Here is a 24872-nt window from a genome sequence, read left to right as displayed (position 1 = left end):
GCGCGATGCGGCGAGTCGAAGTAGACAGGTGCTGGGGACTCGTGGCAGGAAGCGTTGGTGTGGATGGTTATTGATCATGTGTCGCGGGGCGCGTTGCTATCGAGCACACTTCCGGACGAGCGCGGGCGGTTCGGTGAGTTCGGTGGCAGGTATGTCCCCGAAGGTCTGATGGCGGCGCTGCTGGAATTGGAACAGACCTATGCGGTGGCGCGGGCCGATGCCGGATTCCGCGACGAACTCGGCGAATTGCTGCGCACTCGGGTCGGCCGTCCCACGCTGTTGCATCAGGTGCCGCGCTTCGCCGAGTTGCTGGCGGTGCCGGGCGTCCGGGTGTATCTGAAACGCGAGGATATGACCCATACCGGTGCGCACAAGATCAATAACGCACTGGGCCAGGGATTGCTGGCCAAGCGGATGGGCAAGACCCGGATCATTGCCGAGACCGGTGCCGGTCAGCACGGAGTCGCGGTGGCGACCGTCTGCGCGATGCTCGGCATGACGTGCGTCATCTATATGGGAGCGCACGATATGCGCCGCCAGGCCTCCAATGTCATGCGGATGACGCTGCTCGGCGCGGAGGTGCGTCCGGTGGAGACCGGCAGCCGCAGACTCAAGGAGGCCATCAGCGAATCGGTGCGGGATTGGGTGTCGAACCTCGATACCACGCACTACCTGTTCGGCACCTCGGCCGGGCCCGCACCGTATCCGATGATCGTGCGCGATCTGCAAACCGTCATCGGCCGCGAGACCCGACTGCAGATCCTGAAATCCGAAGGCCGACTACCGGATTACCTCGTGGCGTGTGTCGGCGGCGGCAGCAATGCCATCGGCCTGTTTCACCCCTTCGTCGACGAACCGGACGTTCAGTTGATCGGTGTCGAGGCCGCGGGCCTCGGCGTCGAAACCGGGGTTCATGCGGCCACCCTCAGCGCGGGCAGTCCCGGCGAAATGGATGGCGCCTACAGCTATCTGCTGCAGGACGACGACGGACAGGTCACGCCGACCCACAGCATCGCCGCGGGCCTCGACTATCCTGGAGTCGGCCCGGAACTCAGCTATCTCAAGGACATCGGGCGCGTCACCTACCGCACCGCCACCGACGCCGTGGCGCTGCGCGGCCTGCACGCCCTCACCCGCACCGAAGGCATCATTCCCGCCCTCGAATCCGCCCACGCCGTCGGCTATGTCCTCGAACTTGCCGAACACGGTGACCTGCCCGCCGACTCGATCGTGGTACTCGGGCTCTCCGGGCGCGGCGATAAGGATCTCGCCATCGCGGCGGAGCGGCTGGCCGGATAGCCAATTCGCGGATCGGCCCCGCCATGCCAGGATGGCCGAATGACCAACGGGGCGAACCGGATTGCCGAGCATACGGTCGAGCTGATGATGGATTACGGCCAATTCTGCATAGACGGCGGTCTCGGCGATCCGGATAGCGAACTCGACCTCCTCGATCAGGCGTGGGCGCAGCAGCCGTGCGCGGGTGACGGCAACGTTCTGCTCGTGCTGAGCCCGCATCAGAACAACTTCGAGATGTCGATCACGGTGCAGGTGTGGGATGACAGGCCGCCGAACGATCGCGACGACTGGCAGCAGGTCTGCGAGGGGCGGCTCGCCGTGGATTCCGATGGAGCGCTCAGTATTTCGTCGCCGCCTGACATGTGGGCGGATCCGTGTCCGGTGCCGCCCGGTGATTATCTGATCGAAGTCAGTGGTCGCGGATTCGTGAGCTACGGCTGGCCGGGGACCACGACGCCCGGTGATATCTGGCGGATTCGGTTGTGGCCCGACGACGGTGGCGACCTCCTCCCGCACCGGCAGTGGGATATGCCGGGCTACGGCATCCCGGAAAATGTGCCGATATCCGGGCGAACCGCGCCGGAGGATTTCGTGGATGAGGAATGGGTTCTCCTCATGGACTCCACGGGTTCCCGACGCATCCGGGCCGCTGACCTCGAGGCGGAGATGGCGCGCACGGAATGGGGTGGTGAACCGATACCGGAACTGCGTGAACACGTTTCGGCCGCAGAACTGGCCCGCTTCGACCGCCCGCTCGCCGAGGCGATCGCCGACATGGACGAGCCGACCCTGCGGCGGCTGGCTCGACGGTGCGCGGTCAAGGCCTGCGAGTTGGCGGGTATCGCCGAAAGGCCCTGGGTGGCACCGGCATTGACGGCGTTGAATGAAGGGCGACCGTTACCCCCGCCGTTCGATGACATGGAGACCGCCTTCGGGCGTCTGGACGAGGAGGAGTTCGGACCTGCCGAGGACAGGTCGCGCCAACTTGTCGCGACCCTCGACGCGACGCGGCGTCCGCAAGCGAATCCCTTCGATATCGGTCCCGTGCATCGCCCGCACTTCGCATTCAGCGCCATCGAGCACGCAATGGATCCGGACGCGTTGACCGCGGCGATAGCAGCGCTGCATACCGCCGCGGTCACCTTCGGTGCCGATGCCCCGGTGTTATTCGCCGAGATCGGTAGTGAGTTCGGCTCGGCCAGCTGACCGAAGCAGGGCCAACTCCTCGGCGAGGATCTTTACCGTGTCGCGAATCTGGTCCTCGGTGTGGCATGCGGTGACGAAGAAGCGCAGACGGGCAAGGTTTTCCGGGACCGCGGGGTAGAGGATCGGGTTGACGTTGATGCCGCGGCGCAACAGCGCGTTCGACAGTGTCAGCGTCTGCATCGAGTCGCCGATGATGCACGGGATGATCGGGGTGTCCGCACTGTCACCGGTGTCGATACCGACATCGCGGGCCAGCCGCAGGAACAGTTGTGCACTGTGCCGCAGGCGATCCAGCGGCGTGCGATCGGCGCGCAGCTGGCGGATCGCCGCCACCGACGCGGCCGCATTCATCGGGGTCATGCCGACGCTGTAGACGAATCCCGGCGTGGTGTATTTGAGGAAGCGGATCAGTTCGGCGCTGCCCGCCACATAGCCGCCGCAGCCGGCCAGCGCCTTCGACATCGTGCCGGACCACAATTCGACGTCGCCGCGATCGACGCCGAAGTATTCGCCGATGCCGCCACCGCCGGCGCCGAGCACACCGATGCTGTGCGCCTCATCGATCATCAACAGCGCCTGGTGCTTCCGCTTGACCTCGATGATCGCGGGCAGGTCCGGAATGTCGCCGTCCTGGCTGTAGACGCCCTCGATGAGGATCAGCACGCGGCGATACTGGTGCCGGATTTCGGTGAGCAGCTGGTCGAGTGCCGCATGGTCGTTGTGCGGGAACGGCCGCCGCGTCGCGCCGGAGAGTTGGCAGCCCTGCAGGATGCTGTCGTGCGCGAGGCTGTCGTGGATCACCAGATCCTGCGGGCCGACGATATGTCCGATGATCGTGACATTCGTCGAATGGCCGCCGACGAGCGCGATCGCATCCTCGGTGCCGAGCAAACCGGCGAGTTCGGCCTCCAGGTCGCGATGCACCGGCTTCTCTCCGGAAAGCACACGGCTGGCCGAACACGAACTGCCGTAGCGGGCAACCGAATCCTGCACCGCCGTCACAACCGCCGGATGACCGGACAGGCCCAGGTAGTTGTAGCTGGAGAAGTTGAGCACCGGCGCGCCGTCGATTACCGAGGTGTCCCGGGTGACGCCATCGTTGATCAGGAAGTACGGATTCGACAGCCCGAGCGCCTCCGCGCCGGAGAGCCGATCGGCGATCGCCCGCACCTCGGCGAAGTCGGAGATCCGATACTCCGGCGCGACGGTGACGCGCTCGGGTTCCGGCGCGGCGGGCGTGGGCGCACCGGTGAACTGATCCGCGACATAGCCGATGACATCATCCAGTGTCGTCGTCGCGGTGAACCAGCTCGGATCGATGGTCAGTCCGGGAAGTTTGCGGACGAGTCCGCCGAACAGGTCGGTGAGCATGATCGAATCGAGCCCGAGGCCGTCGGTGATAGTCCGGTCGTCCCGCAATAGGTCGGCGGGGAAGCCGCTGACCCGGGCCACCTCCGCGCGCACGATGCCGGCGACCGCCTCCGGGCTGACCGACGACCGCTCGGTGTCCGGCAGCGGTGTCCGGATCTCGGTGGATCCCGTTGCGACACTGGCCAATACGGCGGCCTGCTCGCGGAAGAGTGCGATCAATTGATCCATAGTGGTTGTTGCCTCAGGGGTTGTGGAAGTCGTTGTGTGGGTGGGGGGTTCGACCCAGAATCGGTGTTCGGTCGAGAACTCGTAGGTCGGCAGGCGGCGACGGACTCGTTGCGCCGGTCGGTAGAGCCGATCCCAATCGGGGTTGAAACCGTCGCGGTACAGCGCGGCAAGGGTCTGCGCGAATTCGGCGCCGGTCGCACCCGGTCCGGGGCTGGGCGCGAGGCAGCGCGCCGCCAGCTCGGGCCGAATCCGGCCGACCAGCGCCGCCAGGACCTTTCGCGGGCCGACCTCGATGATGTGGCTGGGCTCGGTGCCGAGTGCCCCCGTCACGGCGTCGGCGAATCGAACAGTGGCACAGACGTGTTCGGTCCAGTACGCGGCATCCATCGGCTCGGAAGCATCGAGCAACCGTCCGCGCACGGTCGAATAGATGGGAATATTCGGTGCACGGTAGACGCAGTCGCGGGCGACGGCCTCGAACTCCGCCAGCATCGGCTCCATCAGCGGGCTGTGGAACGCGTGGGAAACATTGAGCGCCTTCGTGATCACCGCACGAGCGTCGAGTGCCACCCGGATCCGCTCGATCGCCGCGGCCGGACCGGAGAGCACGAGATCTGCCGAACCATTGACAGCGGCGATCGCAAGCAAGGGTTCCTCGGCGAGCAGATCGGCCACCCGGTCCTCGGCCGCGCGTACCGCGAGCATCGCACCGCCCGTCGGCAACTGCTGCATCAGCCGACCGCGCGCGACTACCAGTCGACACGCGTCGTCGAGGTCGAAAACGCCCGCGACGGCCGCGGCCGCGAATTCGCCGATGCTGTGCCCGATGAGCCATGCGGGCCGCACGCCCGCGTCGGCGAGCGACCGGGCGAGTGCGTATTCCATCGCGAAGATGGCGGGTTGTGCGAGGTCGGTGCGGTCGATATCGGCGCTCTCATCGAGCAGCAGGTCGCGCACCGAGCGATCCAGGTGATCGATCATGCAATCGTCGACCGCCCACAGGGCGTGCTGGAACAACGGGTCCGCCGCGTCCAATGCCCGTGCCATACCGGCGAATTGCGAACCCTGACCGGTGAACATCCAACCGGTGCCGACCGCTTGTGCCACACCGATTTCGGGCTCGCCCCGCAGGCTTGCGATAGCATCGGCGCGATCGTTCGCGACGATCGCGAGTCGAGTTCGCCCGGAAGATTTGACCTGGTTACTGGTCCAGCACAGCTGCGCGAACCGATCCTCCGGCACCGTCGCCAATGCGTCGGCGAGGCGAAGCGCGTTGCGCCGCAGTCCTTCCTGATCATTCGACGACAGCGTGAGTACGCCACCGCCGGACGCCGTCGGAGCTTGCTTCGCGGGTGCGCTAGCCAGCACGATGTGCGCATTCGTACCACCGATCCCGAAGCTGCTGACCCCGCCGAGCGCCGGTCCGTGCAGCGGCATCGGTTCCGCGACCAGGCGCAGACCATGGTGACTCATCCGCAGCCGAGGGTTTTCCTGTTCGGCGAATCTCGTCGGCGCGACGACACCGTGGTGCAGACCGAGCGCGACCTTGATCAGTCCGGCGACGCCTGCAGCGCCCTCGGTATGGCCGAGATTGCCCTTGATGGAACCGATGCCGCAGGGTTCGGCCCGGTTCGTCCCGTGCAGTGCGCCGAGCGCCTTGACCTCGATCATGTCACCGAGAATCGTTCCGGTGCCGTGTGCTTCGATGAAGTCCACGGCCTCGGGCTGGATGCCGGCCCGCTGATACGCCTCGGTGATCACCTGCTGCTGTGCCCACCGGTTCGGCGCGGTGATGCCGTTGCTGCGGCCGTCGGAATTGACCGCGCTGCCCTTGATCACCGCGTAGACCGGCAGCCCCTCGGCCACCGCATCGGCCAAACGCCGCAGCACGAGAACCGCGACACCCTCACCGCGCACAATCCCATCGGCGTTGCCGCTGAACGGTTTACAGCGGGCATCGGGTGCGGACAGGCCGGCCTGGGTGTAGAACACACCGACGGCCGGGGTGAGAACGAGGTTCACGCCACCGGCCACCGCTTGATCGCATTCGCCGGAAGCCAGTGCGCCACAGGCAAGATGGATCGCGACCAGCGATGACGAACAGGCGGTATCGACCGCGATACTCGGGCCGCGCAGATCGAGCTGATAGGACAGGCGATTCGCGGTCATGAAATATCCGTTGCCCGAACCGTGCTGAGGTGTGATGGCGGCATAATCGCTCATCTGGAGGTTTGCCCATTCATTGGCCATCACGCCGACGAATACCCCGGTGCGCGTGCCGGACTGGGCCCGGGGGTCGAGTGCGGCATCCTCAAAGGCCCGCCAGGTGGACTGCAGCAGCAGGCGCTGTTGCGGATCCATCGCTTCGGCTTCCCGCGGTGCGATACCGAAGAATTCGTGGTCGAACGCGTCCGCATCGTCGATGAATCCGCCGCTGCGGGTATTGATCGTGCCGGGCGCACCGGCCGGATCGTGGAAGTCGTCGGCATGCCAGCGATTCGTGGGCACCTCCGAAATCGCGTCTCGTCCTTCGAGCAGCATCTGCCACAGTGCATTCGGATCGGGTGCTTGCGGGAATCGGCAATCCAGGCCGACGATGGCGATATCGGTCATGCGGCGTGGGCGAATTCGGCGGCGAGGTGGGCGGCGATATCGGCGATGGTGGGGTAGTCGAAGACCAGGGTCGGGTCGACGTCGAGTGACCACCGGTCCTCGATCTCACCGCACAGGGTCACCGCCGAAGCGGAGTCGAGGCCGAGTTCGGCGAGTGGGACCGCCGGATCCACTTGGTGCGGTGCACGTTCGGTGTAATCCGCGACGCGCTTCACGAGCCAGCCCTGGATCGATGTCGGGCAGGCGGCAGCTGTGTCGAACATATTCGGCTCCTCGGCGGTACGGGGTCGGTCAGACGGTCAGTGATCGGCTCAGTGCCGGTTCGAGATCTTCGTGCAGGACACCCTCGACGCGATCCTCCAGGAACGCCGCCCGCATCGAGCCGCGCTGGACCTTGCCGCTGGTGGTGTGATGCACCGAACGGGTTTCTACGAGAACGACATTCGGTGCGGGCACATCGAACCTTCGGGCCACCGCGATTTTGATCGCCGAGGTCAGCTCGGTCAGCGTGGCCTCGCCGAGCAGCGCCTTCTTGACGCCTTGCAGTACGACCATTCGTTCCCGGCCCCCCGCGTCGACGGATACGGCGACGCCGACGCTGCCGGCGAGTGCCGGATGCAGCTCGCCCACCAGTTCCTCGACGTCCTGGGGATAGAGGTTGCGGCCGTTGATGATCAGCAGATCCTTGAGTCGGCCGGCGATGAACAGTTCCTCGTCGTGTCGCAGACCGAGATCACCGGTGCGCAGGAACGGCCCCTCGGTCCCGAGGTGTGCGTCGAAGGTCTCGCGGGTCTCATCGGGACGGTTCCAATAGCCGGCCGCAACACTCTCGCCGCGAATCCAGATCTCGCCGACGGTGTTGTCCGGCACCTGTTTGCGCGTGTGCGGGTCGACGATGCGGATGTCGAGACCACGCGCCGCGCGTCCGCAACTGACGAGCCGGGTATCGCGTCCGGCGTCGAGGTAGACCGGTGCCGCGTCGATCCGTCCGTAGCTGGCGAGCAGCGTCACCTCCGCCAGGCCGTAGGCCGGCAGGAATGCCGTGGGCCGCAATCCTGCGACCGCGAACCGCTCGTTTACCGCCGCCACGGTTCGTTCGCGAACCGGCTCGGCGCCGCACAACGCGGACCGCAGACTGCTGAGATCGAGATCTGCCAGCTGCTCGTCGGTGACTCGGCGCACGATCAGGTCGTAGGCGAAATTCGGCGCGCCGGTGTAGGTTGCTCGGTACTTGCTGATGGCCTGTAGCCAGCGCATCGGACGCTTGAGGAATGTCGTCGGCGACATGAACACCAGATTCGCGCCGAAGTACACCGCCCCCAGCACAAAGCCGATCAGGCCCATGTCGTGGAAGTTCGGGATCCAGCTGACACCGGTCGCGGTATCGTCCAGCTCGCCGCCGACGGCGATGGCCGCCTCGTTGTGCATGAGATTGCCGTGCGTCACGACGACACCCTTCGGGGTGCCGGTCGATCCCGAGGTGTATTGCAGGAATGCGATCGTCCCGGAGTCGATATCGGGCATTTGCCAGGCGTCGGGGTCGCCGAGCGGAACGTCGGTGGCGGCCACGATCGCCGTCGTGGCCGCCGCGACCAGCGGCTGGAATTGGCTGGTTGTAAGCACCAACCGGGCGCCGGAGTCCGCGATTATGCCCGCTACCCGGTCGGCGCTGCGCTCGTAGTGCGGCAGCGGCGCGGGAACGGCCACAACGCCGGCGTACAGACAGCCGAGAAATGCTCGCAGAAACGCCATACCGTCCTGGTAGAGGAGCACAACGGGCTGCCCCGATTCCGGACGATCGGCCAACCAAGCGGCCACAGCCCTGGCGTCGCGATCGAGTTCGCGATAGCTGACGATCTCCTCGACGAGCTCGCGTCCGACCTCACGCAGATAGGTATACGACCTCGTATCCCCGTATTCGCATACCTGCCGACGGACGTGGTGAACGTAGCTCGGCTGCATAGGGGATTCCTCCGGGAGATCGGGAACGGGTACACGGATAACTGTCCGGTGTTCGCGCCCCGCGGAACAGAGACCTCAGGGATCGCCCAGCAAACCCGAGGGGTGGGCAATTCTCCCCCCAGGGTGCTCACAGAGTGGCAACGTGGAGTCCGGGGTTTCGAGTCCTCTTAGCTCCACTGTCGTATGTGCAGGTCAGAGGCTATTTTGGTAGCCTCGATCTCGATCTCGATCTCGATCGCGGTCACCACCGCTTCTCCGGCAGCTCGTGTCGCCATCTTCGACACGACAGGAGTGGCGCATGCCCGCACCTCGCCCGCGCACCCGCAAGGACGGCACCGTCAGCTGGCAGGTCCCGTTCCACTACTACGACACCGAGCGCAAACGCCGGCAGTCGGGCCGAGAGCTTCGACGAATACAGCGAGGCCCAGTGGTGGGCCGACCTGATCGAGCGCATCGGCCTCGACGCTGCCCGCGACGTCGTGGCGGGCAAACACGACGCAGGTACCGGTGCGGTCCTGCTGCTCGACTGGCTGACCCGCGACTCACCGGCGTCCAGGAGGACGGTCGCGCCAAATACCGACGCTTTATCGTCAACGACATCGTCCCGTTCTTCGGCGAGCACGCCACCCTCGAGGCCGTCACCCAGGACACCGACGCCGCCTGGATCGTCTACCTCGAACAGGACAAGGGCAACGCCCCCAAGACGATCAAGAACGAACACGGCTTCCTGTCCGCCCCCATGCGCGCGGCCGTCGAACAACGCCCGACACCGCTGCTGGCATTCAACCCCTGCGCGGGCATCCGGCTACCCCGCGACGACGACACCGAGATCGAGATCTTCGACAACGACGAATGGGAACTGTTCGAACAACTCCTCGGACGCCGAGGACCGCTCGGCACTGCGGGCCTCCTGCTATCGCGAATCCCTGCGGGTGGCCGACGAACTGGGCGCACGCACGGTCGCGTTCCCAGCCATTCTGACCGGCATGCCGTGCATGCTGGGGGACGTGTGGGAGGGTGGCTGTTCCTGACCTGGACGCCGTGGCTTGCGCCCGGACTCAGGGTTGCGCTCGACGTGCACCAGCGCTGCCCGCGACCAGTCTCGGGCGTGGCTTGTCGACAAAGTGCGATCAATCGAGGCCCGGAGGCGCACGACCTGTAGCCGGCCATGTGTTTTGGGTGACGGCGCCTGGGTATCCGCGTGCTGGCCGGGAGGTGCGTGGATGACTGTTGAGCGGGTGTCGGGCCCGACGGACCTGCGGTGGAGATCCTGGCGTGATGCGCTGTGGCGCACGATTGGCGCGGTCTGGTCGGACAAGCTCACGGATTGGGCTGCGGCGCTGACCTATTACAGCGTGCTGTCGCTCTTTCCGGGCCTGTTGGTGCTCACTGCGGTTCTCGGCATGCTGGAGCCCAGCTCGACGGATACGCTGATCGACACCGTTGAGCAGCTCGGACCGGGCAGCGGTATCGCCCTTCTCGTCGACGCGATCGAGAATCTGCAGAATGCACGTTCGCTGTCGGGGCCCGTGGCGATGGCCGGGCTTGCCGTCGCGGTGTGGACCGCCTCCGCCTACGTCGGCGCGTTCATTCGCGCCGCGAACTCGATCTACGAGATCGATGAAGGCCGTTCGATGTGGAAGACGTTGCCACTGCGGCTTGGATTGACCGTCGCGCTGCTGGTCGTCGTCGCGGCGTGCACGGTCGGGGTGGTCGCCACCGGAGCGGTGGCTCGCGAGATCGGTGGGTGGTTCGGTGTCGGCTCGGCGGGTGTCCGGATCTGGGATGTACTCAAGTGGCCTGTGTTGGCTGTGCTGGTGAGTTTGGTGTGCGCGCTGCTCTACTGGGCCGCGCCGAATGTTCGGCACCCCGGGTTCCGTTGGCTGACACCGGGAAGTGTGCTTACGGTAATTGTCTGGACCACTGCCTCAGCCGGATTCGCGGTCTATGTCGCGAATTTCGGTTCGTTCAACAAGGTTTACGGCTCATTAGCCGCTGCGGTGGTCTTCCTGGTGTGGTTGTGGATCACGAATCTCGCGGTGCTGATGGGTGCGGCGTTCGATGCCGAACTAGCGCGTGGGCGCGGCATCGAGCAAGGACGGTCACCTGATGCGACACCGTTCCTACCGGCGCGTGACGAACCCGACACTGCCGCTTGATGAGCGGTCGTTCACGGCGTGTTCGCGTTCCGCTTTTGCGGGCGCGCTGTTCTTTCGGGATCGGGCCGGCTTGTTGAATGCCTGGCGGAGCTGGATGATTCGGATTCCTCCTGCCACCTCGGGTGTTTGTGCGCTGCGCTCGTGCGGGCTTCCGCTCTAGCGGAGTAGCCCAACTATCGCTTCTGAACCAATCCCGGAGTCGGCCGGCGCTACACGAATGAGAAAGGCCCCGCACCTCGATGGTGCGGAGCCTTTACAGGTCACGCTGGATCAGATAGCGCGGACATCCTGGGCCTGCGGACCCTTCTGGCCCTGGCCTACCTCGAACTCCACGCGCTGGCCCTCTTCGAGCGACTTGAAACCCGCCCCGCCGATAGCCGAGTAATGCACGAAGACGTCAGGGCCGCCTCCGTCTTGAGCGATAAAGCCGAAGCCTTTTTCACCGTTGAACCACTTCACACTGCCTTGAGCCATGTTATTAACAACTTCTTCTCTGTAGGTGAGCCGTGCAGATCACTTCGATACGCCCGGTCTCAACAGCCAACTATGCCATGAACCGCAGAATCCGCACGTCCGGGGCTCGTGGACCGAGCACTCGACACGGTCGACCGGAGTAACGAGGACAGCGAACGCTCGTCGCGTTGTTCCGGTATCCCACACGATCGGGTCGGTCTCAGCGAGCGGCTGTTCGGCCGGTTGAGGTGCTGTGCAGGGACGTGCACGACGCGAGCCCGGCCGAGATGGCCGGAGTGCCTGTTCGTTTTTCCGGCGTACTCGTTCGCGTCAGGCGTTGATGACCTGCCGTCGGTTGCTGCGTTCGATGTCGATCTTGCGTGGCTTGGCTTTCTCCGCGATCTGGATGCGAAGTCGCAGCACACCATCGTTGTAGTCGGCGCTGATGGCCTCGGTGTCTAGGGACTCGCCGAGGAACAACTGCCGACTGAACACACCCCGTGGTCGTTCCGCGGCGATCAATTCCCGGCCCGCGTTCAACTCCGAACGCTGTGCTCGCACGGTGAGTACGTTGCGTTCGACATCCAGATCCAGCGAATCCGGATCGACGCCGGGTAGATCCAGCTCGACCACGAATTCCTCGCCTTCGCGCCACGCATCCATCGGCATCGCCGCCGGACGTGCCGCAGTGCCGAATACCTGCTGTGTGAACCGGTCCAGATCCCGGAAAGGATCGGTACGCATCAACATGGTCGCCACCTTCAACTGTCCTTTCCTCTCGAATCTACTGGCAAGATAATCTGTGCCAGTGGGTGCATATTTCTTATAGCGCCGGGGGTGACTGTGTGCAACCAGCGAGCGTCGACAGGATTCGTCCCTGGCGTAACCCTGTGGGATGGTGCGCTGCTTCGGGCGTGCCGTCCCAGCAGGGAAAGGCCTGTACGCCGGGTCTATTCGTGCACCCACGTGCTGTTGACCGGGGCCGGGGAGCGCTTGTTGGGCGTGTCTTGCCTCGCAATGGTTGCCGCTCGTGACAGTCGAGCGGTTGCGGCCGTCAATGGTGGAGTGGGCTACGGATCGGCGAAGAAGAAATCTGTAGTGGTGAATGTAGACAACCGATGCGTACTGTTGTACTGTCGCTCTTGTTCAGAGAGTAGGAAGTCCGGTGGCCGTGGCAGAGATGAACTGCCCGGAAGATGTTAGGTTCGGCCGTCCCCTCCGGCTGGGGTGAAGTGAAGTAGTTGATGTTTGGTTTACCGCCGGAGGGGACGAAGAACACCGCAAGAAAGCGCAGGAAGCGTCTCGACGAGTTTCCGGGCGGGACCGCGTCGCTGGTTGGCGCGGGGTGCGCATCCTACGAACCGGGAGGTGGTCTACGAGCAAACACATACGCACTACGCGTCATTTGTGGACATGTCCGGACGCGGTGTGCGACACCGGCCTTGCCGGCCGATAGTCGGAATTGAAACAACAGATAGATCGACCCCAGGCCCCGGCGCTGTACGCGCCGGGGCCTGGAGGCATGAAATCCTCGAGAGGTGTAGTGGAAGATCCGCAAGCGAACCCTGACAGCACGCCCGCCGACCGGCTCGATGACGATGACTACCCCGCCTACAGCATGGGCCGGGCCGCGGAAATCGTCGGAGTCACTCAAGCCTTCCTGCGCGGTCTCGACGCCGCTGAACTGCTGACCCCGCAACGCTCCGAGGGTGGCCACCGCCGCTACTCTCGCTACCAATTGCGTATCGCGGCTCGGGTCCGGCAACTCGTCGACGAAGGCAACCCACTCGAGGCCGCGTGCCGCATCGTCATCCTCGAAGATCAGCTCGCCGAAGCCCAACGCATCAACAGCGAACTACAGCAAACCCTCCGAGATAGTCGGGGCACGGATCGGCGCCCGCCGGAGTGACGGAACAACGGCGGCCGATCCGCTGTCGAAATATGCGGAATCGATTCGCGCTGCCGACTGGAAGGTCACGCGTGGGTGGGCAGCACTCGGTGATCCGACCCCGTGTCCGGGATTTGATCTCGTCGCGGAGTGGCCACACTTATTCGACGCCCGCTACTTGCGGTTACCCACGCTTTCGCCGGTATATACAGCCGCCAAGGCCACCCGCCCAAGGCGCGGACCTCCGAGTCGGAGGATCTATCACGTCTATTCAGGGTGCATTTTTGATCCGCCTGAGCGGGGCCCCGGCCGCCATCACGGAACATGATCCTGACGCTCGCTGCCGGGGATGCGACCGGCGACCGAGGGTGGCAACGCCACAGACCGTAGGCAAGACGACTGCACGGAAATCGGCTAGTTAGACACTTGCTACTACCGAGCGTTCGAGGTAACTCGCGGTGCAGGTTGCGTATCGTTCGGTGGCGGTTCGCGGGTGTGGGTGCAGACTTGAGCCGGCCCCACGGTTACCCCACTCTTTCGTCATCGATGTGACGTCGACGTCGGGTGCCTACTGGGGGAGGACTGCTCGCGGAGCCGAAGGGAGATCGTCGGCCGTATTGCCTTTTTCCCCTGCTCAGTCGTCTGCTCGGGTGTCACGGACCGTCTTGGACGCAGTGGGCCGGGAGGCTGGGTTGCCGCCGGTCGACTTGACGTTCTGACGAGAGGGTCATAGAGGGTTGAGTATCCGTTGTGGGGGTGCGTTCGGGGTAGCCCGGTGGGGAGGTCGTGCAGTTCGGACTCGACGGGAGTTCCTCGCTGTGCGCTGTATTTCCGTTGTGGCCGAACGTAATTCGGCGGCTTCATAGTCGGAGGGTGCGGCCACTTTCGTTGCCGTCGCGGGGGCGATCGTTGGTGTCGGTGCCGAACATCGAGGTCTCGCCGGACCGATTAGTCTCATGAACCTCTTCGTGGGGGTCAGGGGTTCGAGTCCCCTTAGCTCCATCGAACAGCGAAGCCGCAGGTCATCGATCTGCGGCTGCGCTGTTGTGTGGTATTGCGCGAACACCTCGTGGCGGTTCCGTCATGGATGCGCGCCGTTTGTGTCCGAGCGATCCAGGGGCGTCAAGGCCCGACGCAGTCCGGCCAGGGTTTCATGACGAGAGTAGACGCCCGCGCATGCCGATTTGAGGATGGTCGCTGTAGCGCGGGCATGCTGTTCTTCGGTCGGCCTTCGTTGTACGGAAAGCTCAGGATTGGCGGCGCTTGGGTTCCGGGCCGAGTGAGCGAATGCCGAAGTCAATTGCGGTGATCAGTCGATCGGGTTCGTGACGGGCACGTTCCCGGACCCGCAGACCCAGAACCGTGGTGAACAGGGATTCGATTGCCGCGCCGATATCGAGATCGGCCGGCAGCTCACCTGCGGCCTGGCCGCGGCGCAGCACCGTTTCGAGCGTGTCGCGGGTGACGTCGAAAGCGGCCTCGATCCGTTCCTGCACGGCATTGTCGGTGGTACCGAGTTCGGTCGCGGTGTTGACCACGAAGCACCCGTCGGCGACATTGTCGTGGGGCGTGTCGCTGATCATCCAGATCATCCAGTCCCGCAATGCTTCCCGGCACGAACCCGACGCTTCGAGGCGGCGTTTGGCTTCGACCGAGTCGTGTGCGCGGTAGTAATCCAGTGCACGCAGAAACAGGGTGTGCTTGTCGGTGAACGTCCGATACAGGCTGCTCGGCTTGAGATCCAGCTCTTCCCCCAGGTCACGCACCGAGGTGGCGTGGTAGCCGCGCCGCCGGAACAACGCAGTCGCCTTGGCGACCACCTCCTGCTCGTCGAACTCCCGCGGACGTGCCACAGCGGTAGCCTACCACGGTTGTGGAGCGATCGTTACCATATTATTCTGCTTCATATGGGAACGATCGCTACCAAATTGGAGGAGTGGCTTTGACCACGACGCAACACGCAACCAATCCCGTTGCCCTACAAACGAATCGCTGGTCCGCTGTGACCGCGGTGGCGGTTGGTACGTTTTTGCTGGTGACGGCCGAACAGCTACCGATCGGACTGCTGTCTCCGGTCGGCTCGGCGCTGCAGGTCTCCGAGGGCACGGCCGGATTGATGGTGACCGGAGCTAGTATCGTGGCCGCCCTCGCGGCGCCGGCGGTTCCGCTGATCATCGGCCGACTCGATCGACGGGTGCTGCTCGTCGTGCTGATGGGTCTCATGACCGCCGCCAACGCGATCTCCGCGGTGGCACCCAACTTCGGAATACTGATGGTCTCCCGAGTGCTGGTCGGCATCGCCATCGGCGGTTTCTGGGCAGTCGCCGCGGGCCTGGCCGTGCGGCTGGTGACTGAGAAGGCCGTGCCGAAAGCCACCGCACTCATCTTCGGCGGGGTCGGGGCCGCGAACGTGCTCGGCGTCTCACTCGGGACGGCACTCGGTGAATTCGCGGGCTGGCGCCTTGCATTCGCGGCGCTGAGCATTCTGGCTCTGGGGGTGTCCCTCGTCCTGGTCGCGGTCCTGCCGCCCCTGGTCGCCACGCAACCTGTCGGACTTCGCCAGCTCGCCGATCAACTCCGCAACCCCGGAGCACGAGCCGGCATCCTGGCCACGTTTCTCCTCGTGACCGGGCACTTCGCCGCCTACACCTTCGTCAGGCCGATCCTGCAACAGCTGTCCGGCATCGATGCCGGATTCGTCGGCCCCCTGCTGCTGGGATTCGGCACGGCGGGCATCGTCGGAAACTTCCTCGCGGGCGCGGCCCTCGGGCGAGCCCTGCACCGGGCCGTGCTCGGTATCGCCGCCGGCCTGACCGTGCTGGTACTGCTCTACCCGCTCCTCGGTCGCGGCTCGATCGGCGGAGTGATACTGCTGATCGGGTGGGGCCTGATCTTCGGCGGCGTGTCGGTGGGCCTGCAGACATGGATGATCACGGCAGCCCCCAAGGCGGTGGAAGCAGCCTCTGCCCTGTGGGTCGCGGTGTTCAACCTGGCGATCGGACTCGGCGCACTGACCGGCGGGCCGTCTCACTGCCCGCAGTCCTGGTATTCGCCGGTGTGCTGCTGGCCTTGGCCACACTCGCTGTCTGGTCCGGCCGTGGCCCACTCGCGAGTGCCTCGGAAACTCGGGCCTCGCACCGGATGGGAACCTGAGCCCACTGATGGAGGATCGCTCCCGCCCGAGCGGGAGCGGTTCCCGAGCTCCGACGTCGGACTGCCCGCTCATACCGCATACCGGGCGGGTTGGCGGTTGGGGTGCACGCGGTGGTCTCCGATGTACCAGCGGAGCGCCGACCGCCGACAATTCGGTGAAATCAGCATTTCAAGCCATGGTTTTCACTGCCGAGCGCCTACCGGCCTGATCGGAATCGCTGGCCCTTGAACCGTCAGAGTGTTCGGGTTGTGGAGCGTTGGGCCCACTAAATGACGAAGGCACAGGTCATTGGCCTGTGGCTTCGCTGTTGTGTGGCATTGTGCGAACACCTTGCGGCGGTTCAGCCATCGACGAGCGTCGTTTGTGACCGAGCGATCCAGGGTCGTCGAGGCCCGACACACTCCGGGTAGGCGGTCCATGTAGCGCGGGTAGACGGACGCTCATGCCGATGGATCACCTCACCGAGCGGCAGGACGAGTCGTTTCCAACTGCGCTCCATGGCGATCTCGAATTCAGGTCGCTGGCATGGCGGCGGGCGTCGCTACGGGCGATCGAGATGGTCGCCTAGTCGCTTCCGACGCGCGTGGGAGATTGCGAGATTCTCAGACTCCGTTCAACGGAGCAGAGGGGGGAAAGGTGACCGGTAGAGCCGCCAAGGACCGGTGGAACGGGCCAGGCCGCCAGGTCGGTGCGTCGGCTGGTATGGCCAGCTGGATCTCGGGCAGCGCATCGAGAAGCTGATCGATGGCGTTTTGAGCGAGCAGGTAGGCCAGCGACTGCGCGGGGCAGGCGTGTGGGCCGATGCCCCACGCCAGATGCGAGCGATTGCCCGTGTGATTCTCGGTCCGGATCTTGGGGTCGTTGTTGCAGCCGGCCATGCTGATGAGGATCGGCTGGTGCGCGGGCACCCAGACGTCGTCGATGAGGATCGGCTGACGGGGGTAGGTGGTGAGAAGGTTCGCCAGTGGCGGGTTGTTGAACAAGACTTCGTCCAAGGCGTCTCGGGTGGACAGGTTCCCGCCGACGACACTTCCACCGAAGCGTTCGTCGGTGAGGATCAGCAGCAGGGTGTTGCCGATCAGGTTCTGTTGCAGTTCGATCCCGGCGCCGTAGACGCTGTTCAGTTGGTGGATCATCTCCAGTTCATCGAGTTCGGCCGGATGCCGCAGTAGTAGCGAGGTGATGTCGTTGCCAGGATGGGTCCGTTTGAGGGCCAGCAGTTCCAGCAGCGCCTCGACGATCATCTTGTTGCCGTCCTCGGCATCGATCCCCTCGAACATCGCGGCCATGCCTGCGGCGACCCGCTGTCCGATCTCCGGCGGGCAGCCCAGCAGAGCATCGGTGACCGCGAATGCGAGCGGCAACGCGTACTGACTGATCAGATCGGCTGTACCGGCCTGGCAAAAGGTGTTGACCAGCGGGATGGCGATCTTCTCCACGGTGGCATCGAGAGCATATAGATCTACCGCGTTGATACTCGTGGTGATTGCCTGCCGGTAGCGCTGGAGGGCCGCTCCGTCGCTTCGACTCCCGGTGGGACGCCACTCCATAAGCGGCAGGACGGGGCAGTCGGCCGGGATGCTCTGCTGCCAGGTGCGCGGATCGACAGGGAAGTGCTCGGGATCGTTGAGGATCCGCAGCGCGGTGTCATACCCGACCACCAACGTGGCCGGCACGCCCGGCGCCAGCTCAACCGGAGCCAAAGAGCCGTACTGTCTTCGCATTTCGTCGTAAACACGGTGCGGATCCGCGGCGAATTCCGACGAGTACAGCGACACCCTCGGACCTTCGGTAGCCATCGGCGAGCCGTGGACGACTGGACAGGCCGGGGTGTCCGGTCGGGACTGTGTCGTACTCAAGAATGCAACTCCAGATATTCGTGTGTGCTGGGGACGCGGTCATCCGCGCATCCCTGCTTTCGGTCGCCGAACCACTGCTGCAAACTTCGAGAAGCGTACTGTCCAAGGGGGTTTCGTGCCACTCGTTCCGCGCCGCGTCGGCAGCAGCCGATTCGAAGTATCGTGCGTCGAACGCGGTTGGTGAACGTCTGATGGTGTCGATGGCGTGCTTTTCTTGCCGCTTATGGCCTGCCCGCGGCGCGCCCCGGCACACGACCGCTCACATCCGCCGAGTACCTACCGGCGTGATTCGAATCGCCGGCCCAACGACCGTCAGCGGGCTCGGGTTGTGAAGCGTTAGGCCCATCGAACAGTGCAGCCGCAGGTCATCGACCTGCGGCCGCACTGTGGTGTGTTATTGCGCGAACACCTTGCGGTGGTTCAGCCATCAACGAGCGTCGTTTGTGTCCGAGCGATCCAGGAGCATCAAGGCCCGACACACTCCGGGCGGGGTGCCATAACGAGAGTGGACGCCCGCGCATGGCGATGTGCGTACGTCTTGGTCACTGCCATCAGTGTCCTCGCGGCGCGGCAACTGGCACGAGCGGATGCTCCACTACCAGCTAGGGCGTAGCTTGCGCGGTGATCTCCCGGGGCGTTAGCACACGAGTGTCCGCCCCAGAGGCCGCGACGGCGATCATGGCGCGACCGATCTCCCGATTGTCGTTGACCGCGTTCGGCGCCAGCCGCTTGAACAGCGGGATCAGCGGCCCGGTGACTACGTACGCGGCGCGATACAGCCGGGTCTTGGAGACCGCACCGTCCATCGGCTGTACGAATCCGGGCCGGAACATGTACGCCTGGAAGGGAAGTGCGAGCAGATCGTTCTCGGTCTTCCCCTTCACCCGCCCCCACATCGACCGACCCTGCTCAGTGCTGTCGGTTCCCTGCCCGGAGACATAGATGAACGTCAGCTTCGCGTTCGCGGCCGCCAGCGTGCGACCGACCTTCAAGGCCAGGTCGTAGGTGATCCGGCGGTAGTTCTCCTCTTTCATGCCGACAGAGGAGACACCGAGGCAGAAGAAACAGGCGTCGAACTCCGGCAGTTCGCCGGCGATTACGGAGAGATCGGTCGGATCGGGCTGGACCAGCTCGCGCAGCTTGGGGTTCTCGATACCCAGCGAGCTGCGCCCGACGGCGAAGACCTGCTCGACCCGCTCGTCTCGGAGGCACTCGTTGAGCACCCCCTGCCCGATCATGCCGGTCGCGCCGAAGAGGATTACCTTCATGCCAGGCATCTTGCCTGAGCGACAAGGGGATTGTGGGCATCCGCCACTGATGGTGATCCCGAGGTCCGCGCCGTAGGTCATCCGCCTTGGTTGGGCACCGCCCCGATCAATGGGCCGAGATCATCTCGGCCTGGGCAACGTACTGACATGCCGATGTGAGCGTGCCTGTTTCGTGCGCAGTTACCCAGCCGGGTACTCCGCGTGGATGTCACCGTCGAAGAGTTTCCAGTAGAAGGCGTTCATCTTCGCGGCGGCGGGTGCGTGCCGGGTCAAGATCGCTGCGACCATCGGTGGCACGTCATCCGGTATGCGCCCAGCGGCGCACTGGAGCACGTACTCGTTGCGGGCGACTGGACCGCCGCTGGACGGTGTCGGCACCTTGCAGACATCGGTCACCAGCCAGTTGACCAGGCGCATGGCGGCGTAGTCGGCGTCATGAGTGACGTGTTGCTCAGTGAAGTCGCGCTCAGCGGCTGACAGGTCGAATTGCGGCGATGTGGCCAGCCCAAAGTCGCTGAGATAGATCCTGGCCCCGTCAGTGCGCATGTTGTCGAAGTGCGCGTCCATGTGCAGCAACTCCCGATCCCGCAGAAACGTCACAATCTCTGAAAACTGCCGCTCGACTGCGGATGCCTTGCCAGCCGGGTTCTCGCGCAGCAAGTCCGGCATCGAGTACGGGATGTACTCACAGAACAGCACGAGACTCGACGACGCGGCGGCCAGCGCTTCGAGACGGGTCCGCACGGCCGGGCAGCCGCCCTGGGCGGTGACGACGGTGTCGATGTCGGCGTGTTCGGCTGCGATCGGCGACCGGCCAGGTAGTACCCGCCAGTGGTAGAGCATCGGGAACGACTGCGTCTCGTCGCCCAGAACGGCTTCGGTGACGATGTTGTTCGCCGCCAGCTCGCGCCATGCGTTGAAACTTGGGCCGCCGATACCGTACTGACAGAACACCGGCAGGTCGAACAGGTTCGCGGTGGAGCCTTGGTTGGCGACCTCCCGGTCGGTCAGTGGGATCTGCTTGGTGAACACCGGCACGCCGTCGACGACCAGGCCCGCCGTGCCACCGCCCACACCCACGCTTATGACTCGACCGGTGCCTGCCAGCTCAGCGAGCTCAAAATCGCTGCGGGACGCCAGGAATGCCGAGAGTCTTTGGTGGCGGGCAGTTCTGGCAGCTGTCATCGCACGATTCTGCCACCGCTCAGATGATTGGCCGTTCGTCGTAGGCCGGGCCCGTACACCGAACGCACTGTTCTGCGGCGACCCGAGCGAGTCGAAGTGGTGAACGCAGGCAGCGGAAGATCAACTCGCCGAGGCCGTCTCTGGGCAATCGGCTCGCCCTGGCGGCACACCACAGGGTTGGTTCCCGCTGATGAACGGGTTCCGTGTGGGCCGCCGCCGACACTGCGCGATCGCGCTGCAGCGTCTTTCGCCATCCCGAGAACGGCGCCGGTTCGACCGACACGAACGGCCATGTCGTGGTGCTGGTCAAGACACCTGAACCACTGCATCGCCAACTCCCGGCACGGCGAGGTAGGTTCGCGCGAAACGACGAGGGGAACGGGTGTGAAAGATCCGCACGATCAACCGGAGTTACCGACGCCGGCTCCACACGGCGCGACCGCCGTCACCGCAGCCATCACCGCGCTGATCCTCGGTCCAATCGCCGGAATCGCCGGAGTCATGTGGGTTCTCTACACGGTCGTCGCAATCGAAGATCACGCCCGCGAATATTCAGAGATCGGCGGGTACACAGACCTGATCGTCATGGGGATCGTCGCCGTCGTCATCGGGCTGGCCTGGTGGGTCGGCGGATTCCTTCTGCTGGCGTACATGAAAACGGGTCGCTTCCTGTTGATCCTCGCGTCAGGGGTGGCACTGATCGTGAGCGTTGCACAGCTCTTCAACAGAGGTTTCACCTTCTTGTTCATTCCGATCATCGTGAGCCTGCTGATTCTCGTCCTGTGCGCGGTCCCGGCAACCGGTCGCTGGATCGTGGCGGATGAACCAGAGCCGAATCCGATTGCTCACGATCAGGGCCGGGACTGAGTTCGCCCAGCTGGCCACGCTATTTATGGACATATGTTCCAGGTCGTTGCTCATTGGGCTGCGGGGCCCGCATGCCGAGCTAGCTTCAGTCGACTCGAGTGCGCGGTAATGCCGCTACCGGGCGAGCTGACGGTTGGGTGTACGAGGTGGTCTTCGATGTACCAGCGGAGCGCCGATCGCCGACAGTTCGGTGAAATCAGCATTTCAAGCCATGGTTTTCACCTGCCGAGCGCCTACCGGCCTGATCGGAATCGCTGGCCACTTCGGCCGTCGGAGTGTTCGGGTTGTGGAGCGTTAGGCCCATCGAACAGTGCAGTCGCAGGTCATCGATCTGCGGCTTCGCTATGGTGTTATTGCGCGAACACCTTGTGGCGGTTCCGTCATCGATGTGCGTCGTTTGTGTCCGAGCGATCCAGGGGCGTCAAGCCCCGACACAGTCCAGGCAGGGTTCCATAACGAGAGTAGACGCCCGCTCATGCGGAATACGGGACGTTTGTCCGTAGCAATCCTTTGCTACACGTAGTACTTCGGGGTCTTGGTAGTAATCGCCGAAAATCCAACGAAGTTCGGGCAGCCGACCGGAGTCATCCCATCCGGCTGGTGAACTGGTTCAGGTCGAAATAGTCCCGCCAGGCGCTGATCCTGCCATCCCTGACCTCGAAGGTTCCCATGACCTGGAGCTCGAAGGACCTGTCGGGGATCGTGAAGACGTCCACCCGCTCGGTCATCACGACCGGACCATTGGCTGCGATGTTGATGATGCGGAAGTCGATGCCCATGATGCCTGGCGGGCCAGGGCGAATGAACGAGGCGATGTTGTCGGCGATCGCTTCCCTGCCGGTAACCGGTGCCATCGGGATGTTGTGGTAGACGGCGTCGTCTGTGAGGAATGCGGCGAGCTCGCTGACTCCGGCGTCGTCGGACCACGCCGCGCAGAACCTGCGCACCACCTCGATCGGGCTCTCCATCGGGCTCCCTCCTGCGCAATGATCAGATCATATGTCACGCCCTCCCCGCCTCCATCGCCCCAACTGCCGAACGCACTGAAATGCCGCATACCGGGCGAACTGACGGTTGGGTGTACGAGGTGGTCTTCGATGTACCAGCGGAGCGCCGATCACCGACAGTTCGGTGAAATCAGTCTTTCAAGCCATGGTTTTCACCTGCCGAGCGCCTACCGGCCTGATCGGAATCGCTGACCCCTTCGACCGTCGGAGTGTTCGGGTTGTGGAGCGTTAGGCCCATCGAACAGTGCAGTCGCAGGTCATCGATCTGCGGCTTCGCTGTGGTGTGTTATTGCGCGAACACCTTGCGGTGGTTCAGCCATCAACGAGCGCCGTTTGTGTCCGAGCGATCCAGGAGCGTCAAGGCCCGGCACACTTTGGGCGGGCGCTCCGTGCAGCGGGAGTAGCCGATTTCCGGACATGCGTCGATCCACCCCGGCGGGCCGAGCGGGTACTCCATTGTGCGGGGCTGCATGCCAGTGGCGTGTGAGGGCAGTGCAAGAGCGCGCTGTCAAGGTCGATGGCATGACGTGGCATAGCAGCGGCCAGCAGGCCGAGGGGAAAACAATTCTGGTTACCGGCGCTAACGCCGGCATCGGGTATTTCACCGCCGAGCAACTCGCGGCCAACGGTGCCACCGTGGTGCTGGGCTGCCGTGACACCGCCAAGGGCGACCTCGCGGTACGTGCGATCCGGGCACGGGTTCCCGGCGCTCGACTGCGATGCGTGCGCTTGGATCTGGCGGATCTGTCCTCCCTGCCTGCGACAGTAGACGCCCTCGGTGTCGATAGCCTGGACGCGGTCGTGCTGAATGCCGGGGTGCTGCTGTCCGGTCCCGATCGCCGCGCGAGTGCTCAGGGGCACGAATTGATGTTCGCGACAAACCATCTCGGGCACTTCGCGCTAATCGCGCATTTGGCGCCGATGTTGACGGCCGCCGCGAACAGTCGGGTGATCACGGTGGGCAGCTTCGCCGCGCGGTCGGAGCGGCTGGATCTTGCCGATCTGCAGTCCGAGTACGACTACCGGCCCAAGCGCAGCTATGGGCGATCGAAACTGGCCCAGATGCTATTCGGTTTCGAACTGGATCGTCGTCTGCGCGCACGCGGTGCCGGCACCGCCAGCATTGTCGTCCATCCCGGCGGTGCCCTGGACTCGCTGACCCCGTCGCGGCCACCGTTGTTCGTCCGCACCACCACCCAGCGCCTGCGCGGGCTGCCCGCAGGTGTTGTACTGCACGGCAAACACGCGGGGGCCGAAAGCATTGTCCGAGCCGTTCTGGACCCCGATATCACCGGCGGGCAACTATGGGGGCCAAGGGTTTTCGGTCTCCGCGGACAACCGCATCGGGAAACACCCCACGCGCATATGACCGATCTCGACACCGCCACCGGAGTGTGGGCCGCCAGCTCGGCACTCACCGGCGTCGATCCGCTCGACCGTCCGTCTACGCCGGCCCGACCATGACCCTGTTTCAACTCCAAATGTCCCGAATCGTGATGACGGACGCCTCGGAATGCCACACAGCTCGCGGTTCGAATCCGGCGACCGTGCAGGTTCGAACGAGCGCACCATAATGACGGTCTCAGCGCGGTGCGCGGACAGCTGCCTCGCACAGCCTCCCGAACACCGCGACGTGACCTGCCGCCACACTGCCGCGCACTGCCGGCTCAGATGGTCCAGAGCCTGCCGTAGGTGTACACCGCGTCACCGTTGGCGCTGATCACCCGCACGAACGGGCGAATGGTGGTCTGCCCGAGTACACCGGTGACGGTGCCGTGGAAGCCGGACATCCGGATGAAGCCCTCCGGGCCGAAAACATCGCCGCCGGTGCACTCGAAGGTCTGGATGCCGGGGCCGAAGCCCACCTCGAGTTCGATGCCTGCCCGCGGGATCAGACCGTTGAGCTTGAGCACCGAGCCGTCGGCGCCGCCGAGATCGAGACCGAGATCCGGCGTGTACCACTGGAATGCGATCCGCCCGTTCAGCGTGGCCGGGTATCCGACCTGATAGCCGACGGTGATGTGGCCCGACCAGTCCTGAGCGTTCGGCCCGGTGACGCGGTAGGAGGCCGCACCGTTGTGGAACCACTCGCGGGTCAGCGGATTGCCGTCCAGTGGTGGTACGAAATCGATCCGGGTGTCGGATTGAATCGCCTCGACCGTCCGATCCTGCCGATCGACGATCTGACTGGTGCTATCGATCGCCGCGGATGCGGCGCCGGTGGTAAAGGCCAGCCCTGAAGCCGTGACCGAGGCCAGTATGAACGCGCGCAGACTCCGGCTACGGAGTGTGTTCTCCCTCATCAGTATTTCCCCTCAGGTTCCCCGATAACAGATGTTTCAACAGCAAAACG

The 24872-nt window shown here is 64.5% G+C and carries 18 protein-coding genes and 1 pseudogene; 8 read left to right on the top strand and 11 right to left on the bottom strand.

What is annotated here, in order from left to right; translation table 11 throughout:
* Positions 1-63 precede the first annotated feature (63 nt).
* Positions 64-1299 (top strand): tryptophan synthase subunit beta, encoded by a 1236-nt coding sequence (trpB, locus tag ACIBW7_RS17975; RefSeq protein ID WP_397047473.1) that lies wholly within the window; start codon positions 64-66, stop codon positions 1297-1299.
* 39 nt (positions 1300-1338) lie between these two features.
* Positions 1339-2505 carry a hypothetical protein gene (locus tag ACIBW7_RS17970; protein ID WP_397047471.1) on the top strand — a complete coding sequence of 389 codons (1167 nt, stop codon included), beginning with the start codon at positions 1339-1341 and terminating at the stop codon, positions 2503-2505.
* Here the strand turns inward: ACIBW7_RS17970 and ACIBW7_RS17965 are convergent.
* The 3 genes from ACIBW7_RS17965 to ACIBW7_RS17955 are packed head-to-tail and all read right to left on the bottom strand — an operon-like array spanning position 2464 to position 8679.
* Entirely contained in the window at positions 2464-6717 is a 4254-nt protein-coding gene (locus tag ACIBW7_RS17965) for a type I polyketide synthase (RefSeq protein ID WP_397047469.1), read from the bottom strand. The genes ACIBW7_RS17970 and ACIBW7_RS17965 overlap by 42 nt on opposite strands.
* Complete coding sequence (locus ACIBW7_RS17960; protein WP_397047467.1) at positions 6714-6980, bottom strand: acyl carrier protein; 267 nt, start codon at positions 6978-6980, stop codon at positions 6714-6716. The genes ACIBW7_RS17965 and ACIBW7_RS17960 overlap by 4 nt, the downstream gene beginning before the upstream one ends.
* A gap of 28 nt (positions 6981-7008) precedes the next feature.
* The gene (locus ACIBW7_RS17955; RefSeq protein WP_397047465.1) at positions 7009-8679 is read right to left on the bottom strand and encodes a fatty acyl-AMP ligase; all 1671 of its coding nucleotides are present in this window, start codon (positions 8677-8679) and stop codon (positions 7009-7011) included.
* A gap of 884 nt (positions 8680-9563) precedes the next feature.
* On the opposite strand from ACIBW7_RS17955, the pseudogene ACIBW7_RS17950 reads away from it, so the two are divergent.
* A pseudogene (locus tag ACIBW7_RS17950) lies at positions 9564-9668 on the top strand (macro domain-containing protein); the annotation flags it as partial.
* A gap of 234 nt (positions 9669-9902) precedes the next feature.
* Complete coding sequence (locus tag ACIBW7_RS17945; protein ID WP_397047463.1) at positions 9903-10838, top strand: YihY/virulence factor BrkB family protein; 936 nt, start codon at positions 9903-9905, stop codon at positions 10836-10838.
* Positions 10839-11108: 270 nt separating this feature from the next.
* Here ACIBW7_RS17945 and ACIBW7_RS17940 read toward each other — a convergent pair whose 3' ends face one another.
* A complete protein-coding gene (locus tag ACIBW7_RS17940; RefSeq protein ID WP_328404798.1) occupies positions 11109-11312 on the bottom strand; it encodes a cold-shock protein in 204 nt (67 codons plus the stop codon).
* Positions 11313-11621: 309 nt separating this feature from the next.
* Positions 11622-12056: an Hsp20/alpha crystallin family protein gene (locus ACIBW7_RS17935; RefSeq protein WP_397047460.1), complete on the bottom strand. Its 435-nt coding sequence runs from the start codon at positions 12054-12056 to the stop codon at positions 11622-11624.
* 853 nt (positions 12057-12909) lie between these two features.
* Here ACIBW7_RS17935 and ACIBW7_RS17930 point away from each other — a divergent pair.
* Positions 12910-13200 carry a MerR family transcriptional regulator gene (locus ACIBW7_RS17930; RefSeq protein ID WP_397048164.1) on the top strand — a complete coding sequence of 97 codons (291 nt, stop codon included), beginning with the start codon at positions 12910-12912 and terminating at the stop codon, positions 13198-13200.
* A 1226-nt stretch (positions 13201-14426) separates the two neighbouring features.
* On the opposite strand, the gene ACIBW7_RS17925 is transcribed toward ACIBW7_RS17930, so the two are convergent.
* Positions 14427-15032: a TetR/AcrR family transcriptional regulator gene (locus ACIBW7_RS17925; protein ID WP_397047458.1), complete on the bottom strand. Its 606-nt coding sequence runs from the start codon at positions 15030-15032 to the stop codon at positions 14427-14429.
* 20 nt (positions 15033-15052) lie between these two features.
* On the opposite strand from ACIBW7_RS17925, the gene ACIBW7_RS17920 reads away from it, so the two are divergent.
* Positions 15053-16561, top strand: coding sequence for an MFS transporter (locus ACIBW7_RS17920; RefSeq protein WP_397047456.1), 1509 nt, complete (start codon positions 15053-15055; stop codon positions 16559-16561).
* 374 nt (positions 16562-16935) lie between these two features.
* Here ACIBW7_RS17920 and ACIBW7_RS17915 read toward each other — a convergent pair whose 3' ends face one another.
* The 3 genes from ACIBW7_RS17915 to ACIBW7_RS17905 form a co-directional block, all read right to left on the bottom strand.
* Positions 16936-18132, bottom strand: coding sequence for a cytochrome P450 (locus ACIBW7_RS17915; protein WP_397047454.1), 1197 nt, complete (start codon positions 18130-18132; stop codon positions 16936-16938).
* Between the two features lie 662 nt (positions 18133-18794).
* Positions 18795-19460: an epimerase gene (locus tag ACIBW7_RS17910; protein ID WP_397047452.1), complete on the bottom strand. Its 666-nt coding sequence runs from the start codon at positions 19458-19460 to the stop codon at positions 18795-18797.
* A 180-nt stretch (positions 19461-19640) separates the two neighbouring features.
* Positions 19641-20498: a serine/threonine protein phosphatase gene (locus tag ACIBW7_RS17905; protein WP_397047450.1), complete on the bottom strand. Its 858-nt coding sequence runs from the start codon at positions 20496-20498 to the stop codon at positions 19641-19643.
* Positions 20499-21029: 531 nt separating this feature from the next.
* Between ACIBW7_RS17905 and ACIBW7_RS17900 the strand changes: the two genes are divergently transcribed.
* Positions 21030-21512 (top strand): hypothetical protein, encoded by a 483-nt coding sequence (locus tag ACIBW7_RS17900; protein WP_397047448.1) that lies wholly within the window; start codon positions 21030-21032, stop codon positions 21510-21512.
* A gap of 584 nt (positions 21513-22096) precedes the next feature.
* On the opposite strand, the gene ACIBW7_RS17895 is transcribed toward ACIBW7_RS17900, so the two are convergent.
* Positions 22097-22480, bottom strand: coding sequence for a limonene-1,2-epoxide hydrolase family protein (locus tag ACIBW7_RS17895; protein ID WP_328401842.1), 384 nt, complete (start codon positions 22478-22480; stop codon positions 22097-22099).
* A gap of 561 nt (positions 22481-23041) precedes the next feature.
* Here ACIBW7_RS17895 and ACIBW7_RS17890 point away from each other — a divergent pair.
* Positions 23042-23983, top strand: a complete 942-nt coding sequence (locus tag ACIBW7_RS17890; protein WP_397047446.1) for an SDR family NAD(P)-dependent oxidoreductase — start codon at positions 23042-23044, stop codon at positions 23981-23983.
* 203 nt (positions 23984-24186) lie between these two features.
* Here the strand turns inward: ACIBW7_RS17890 and ACIBW7_RS17885 are convergent, their stop codons facing one another.
* On the bottom strand, positions 24187-24822 hold the full coding sequence (locus ACIBW7_RS17885) for an MspA family porin (protein ID WP_397047444.1): 636 nt from the start codon (positions 24820-24822) through the stop codon (positions 24187-24189).
* Positions 24823-24872: the final 50 nt, after the last annotated feature.

This window comes from Nocardia sp. NPDC049526, from assembly GCF_044465765.1.
In the GTDB taxonomy this organism is placed as follows: domain Bacteria; phylum Actinomycetota; class Actinomycetes; order Mycobacteriales; family Mycobacteriaceae; genus Nocardia.
This window is presented reverse-complemented; position numbering and strand designations above follow the sequence as displayed.

Excerpts from the sequence above, each read along its gene's own strand:
- ACIBW7_RS17930 (WP_397048164.1), top strand. The coding sequence starts at position 12,910 with ATGGGCCGGGCCGCGGAAATCGTCGGAGTCACTCAAGCCTTCCTGCGC.
- ACIBW7_RS17885 (WP_397047444.1), bottom strand. The coding sequence starts at position 24,822 with ATGAGGGAGAACACACTCCGTAGCCGGAGTCTGCGCGCGTTCATACTG.
- ACIBW7_RS17940 (WP_328404798.1), bottom strand. The coding sequence starts at position 11,312 with ATGGCTCAAGGCAGTGTGAAGTGGTTCAACGGTGAAAAAGGCTTCGGC.
- ACIBW7_RS17970 (WP_397047471.1), top strand. The coding sequence starts at position 1,339 with ATGACCAACGGGGCGAACCGGATTGCCGAGCATACGGTCGAGCTGATG.
- ACIBW7_RS17945 (WP_397047463.1), top strand. The coding sequence starts at position 9,903 with ATGACTGTTGAGCGGGTGTCGGGCCCGACGGACCTGCGGTGGAGATCC.
- ACIBW7_RS17910 (WP_397047452.1), bottom strand. The coding sequence starts at position 19,460 with ATGAAGGTAATCCTCTTCGGCGCGACCGGCATGATCGGGCAGGGGGTG.
- trpB (WP_397047473.1), top strand. The coding sequence starts at position 64 with ATGGTTATTGATCATGTGTCGCGGGGCGCGTTGCTATCGAGCACACTT.
- ACIBW7_RS17895 (WP_328401842.1), bottom strand. The coding sequence starts at position 22,480 with ATGGAGAGCCCGATCGAGGTGGTGCGCAGGTTCTGCGCGGCGTGGTCC.
- ACIBW7_RS17890 (WP_397047446.1), top strand. The coding sequence starts at position 23,042 with ATGACGTGGCATAGCAGCGGCCAGCAGGCCGAGGGGAAAACAATTCTG.
- ACIBW7_RS17955 (WP_397047465.1), bottom strand. The coding sequence starts at position 8,679 with ATGCAGCCGAGCTACGTTCACCACGTCCGTCGGCAGGTATGCGAATAC.
- ACIBW7_RS17960 (WP_397047467.1), bottom strand. The coding sequence starts at position 6,980 with ATGTTCGACACAGCTGCCGCCTGCCCGACATCGATCCAGGGCTGGCTC.
- ACIBW7_RS17965 (WP_397047469.1), bottom strand. The coding sequence starts at position 6,717 with ATGACCGATATCGCCATCGTCGGCCTGGATTGCCGATTCCCGCAAGCA.
- ACIBW7_RS17915 (WP_397047454.1), bottom strand. The coding sequence starts at position 18,132 with ATGGCTACCGAAGGTCCGAGGGTGTCGCTGTACTCGTCGGAATTCGCC.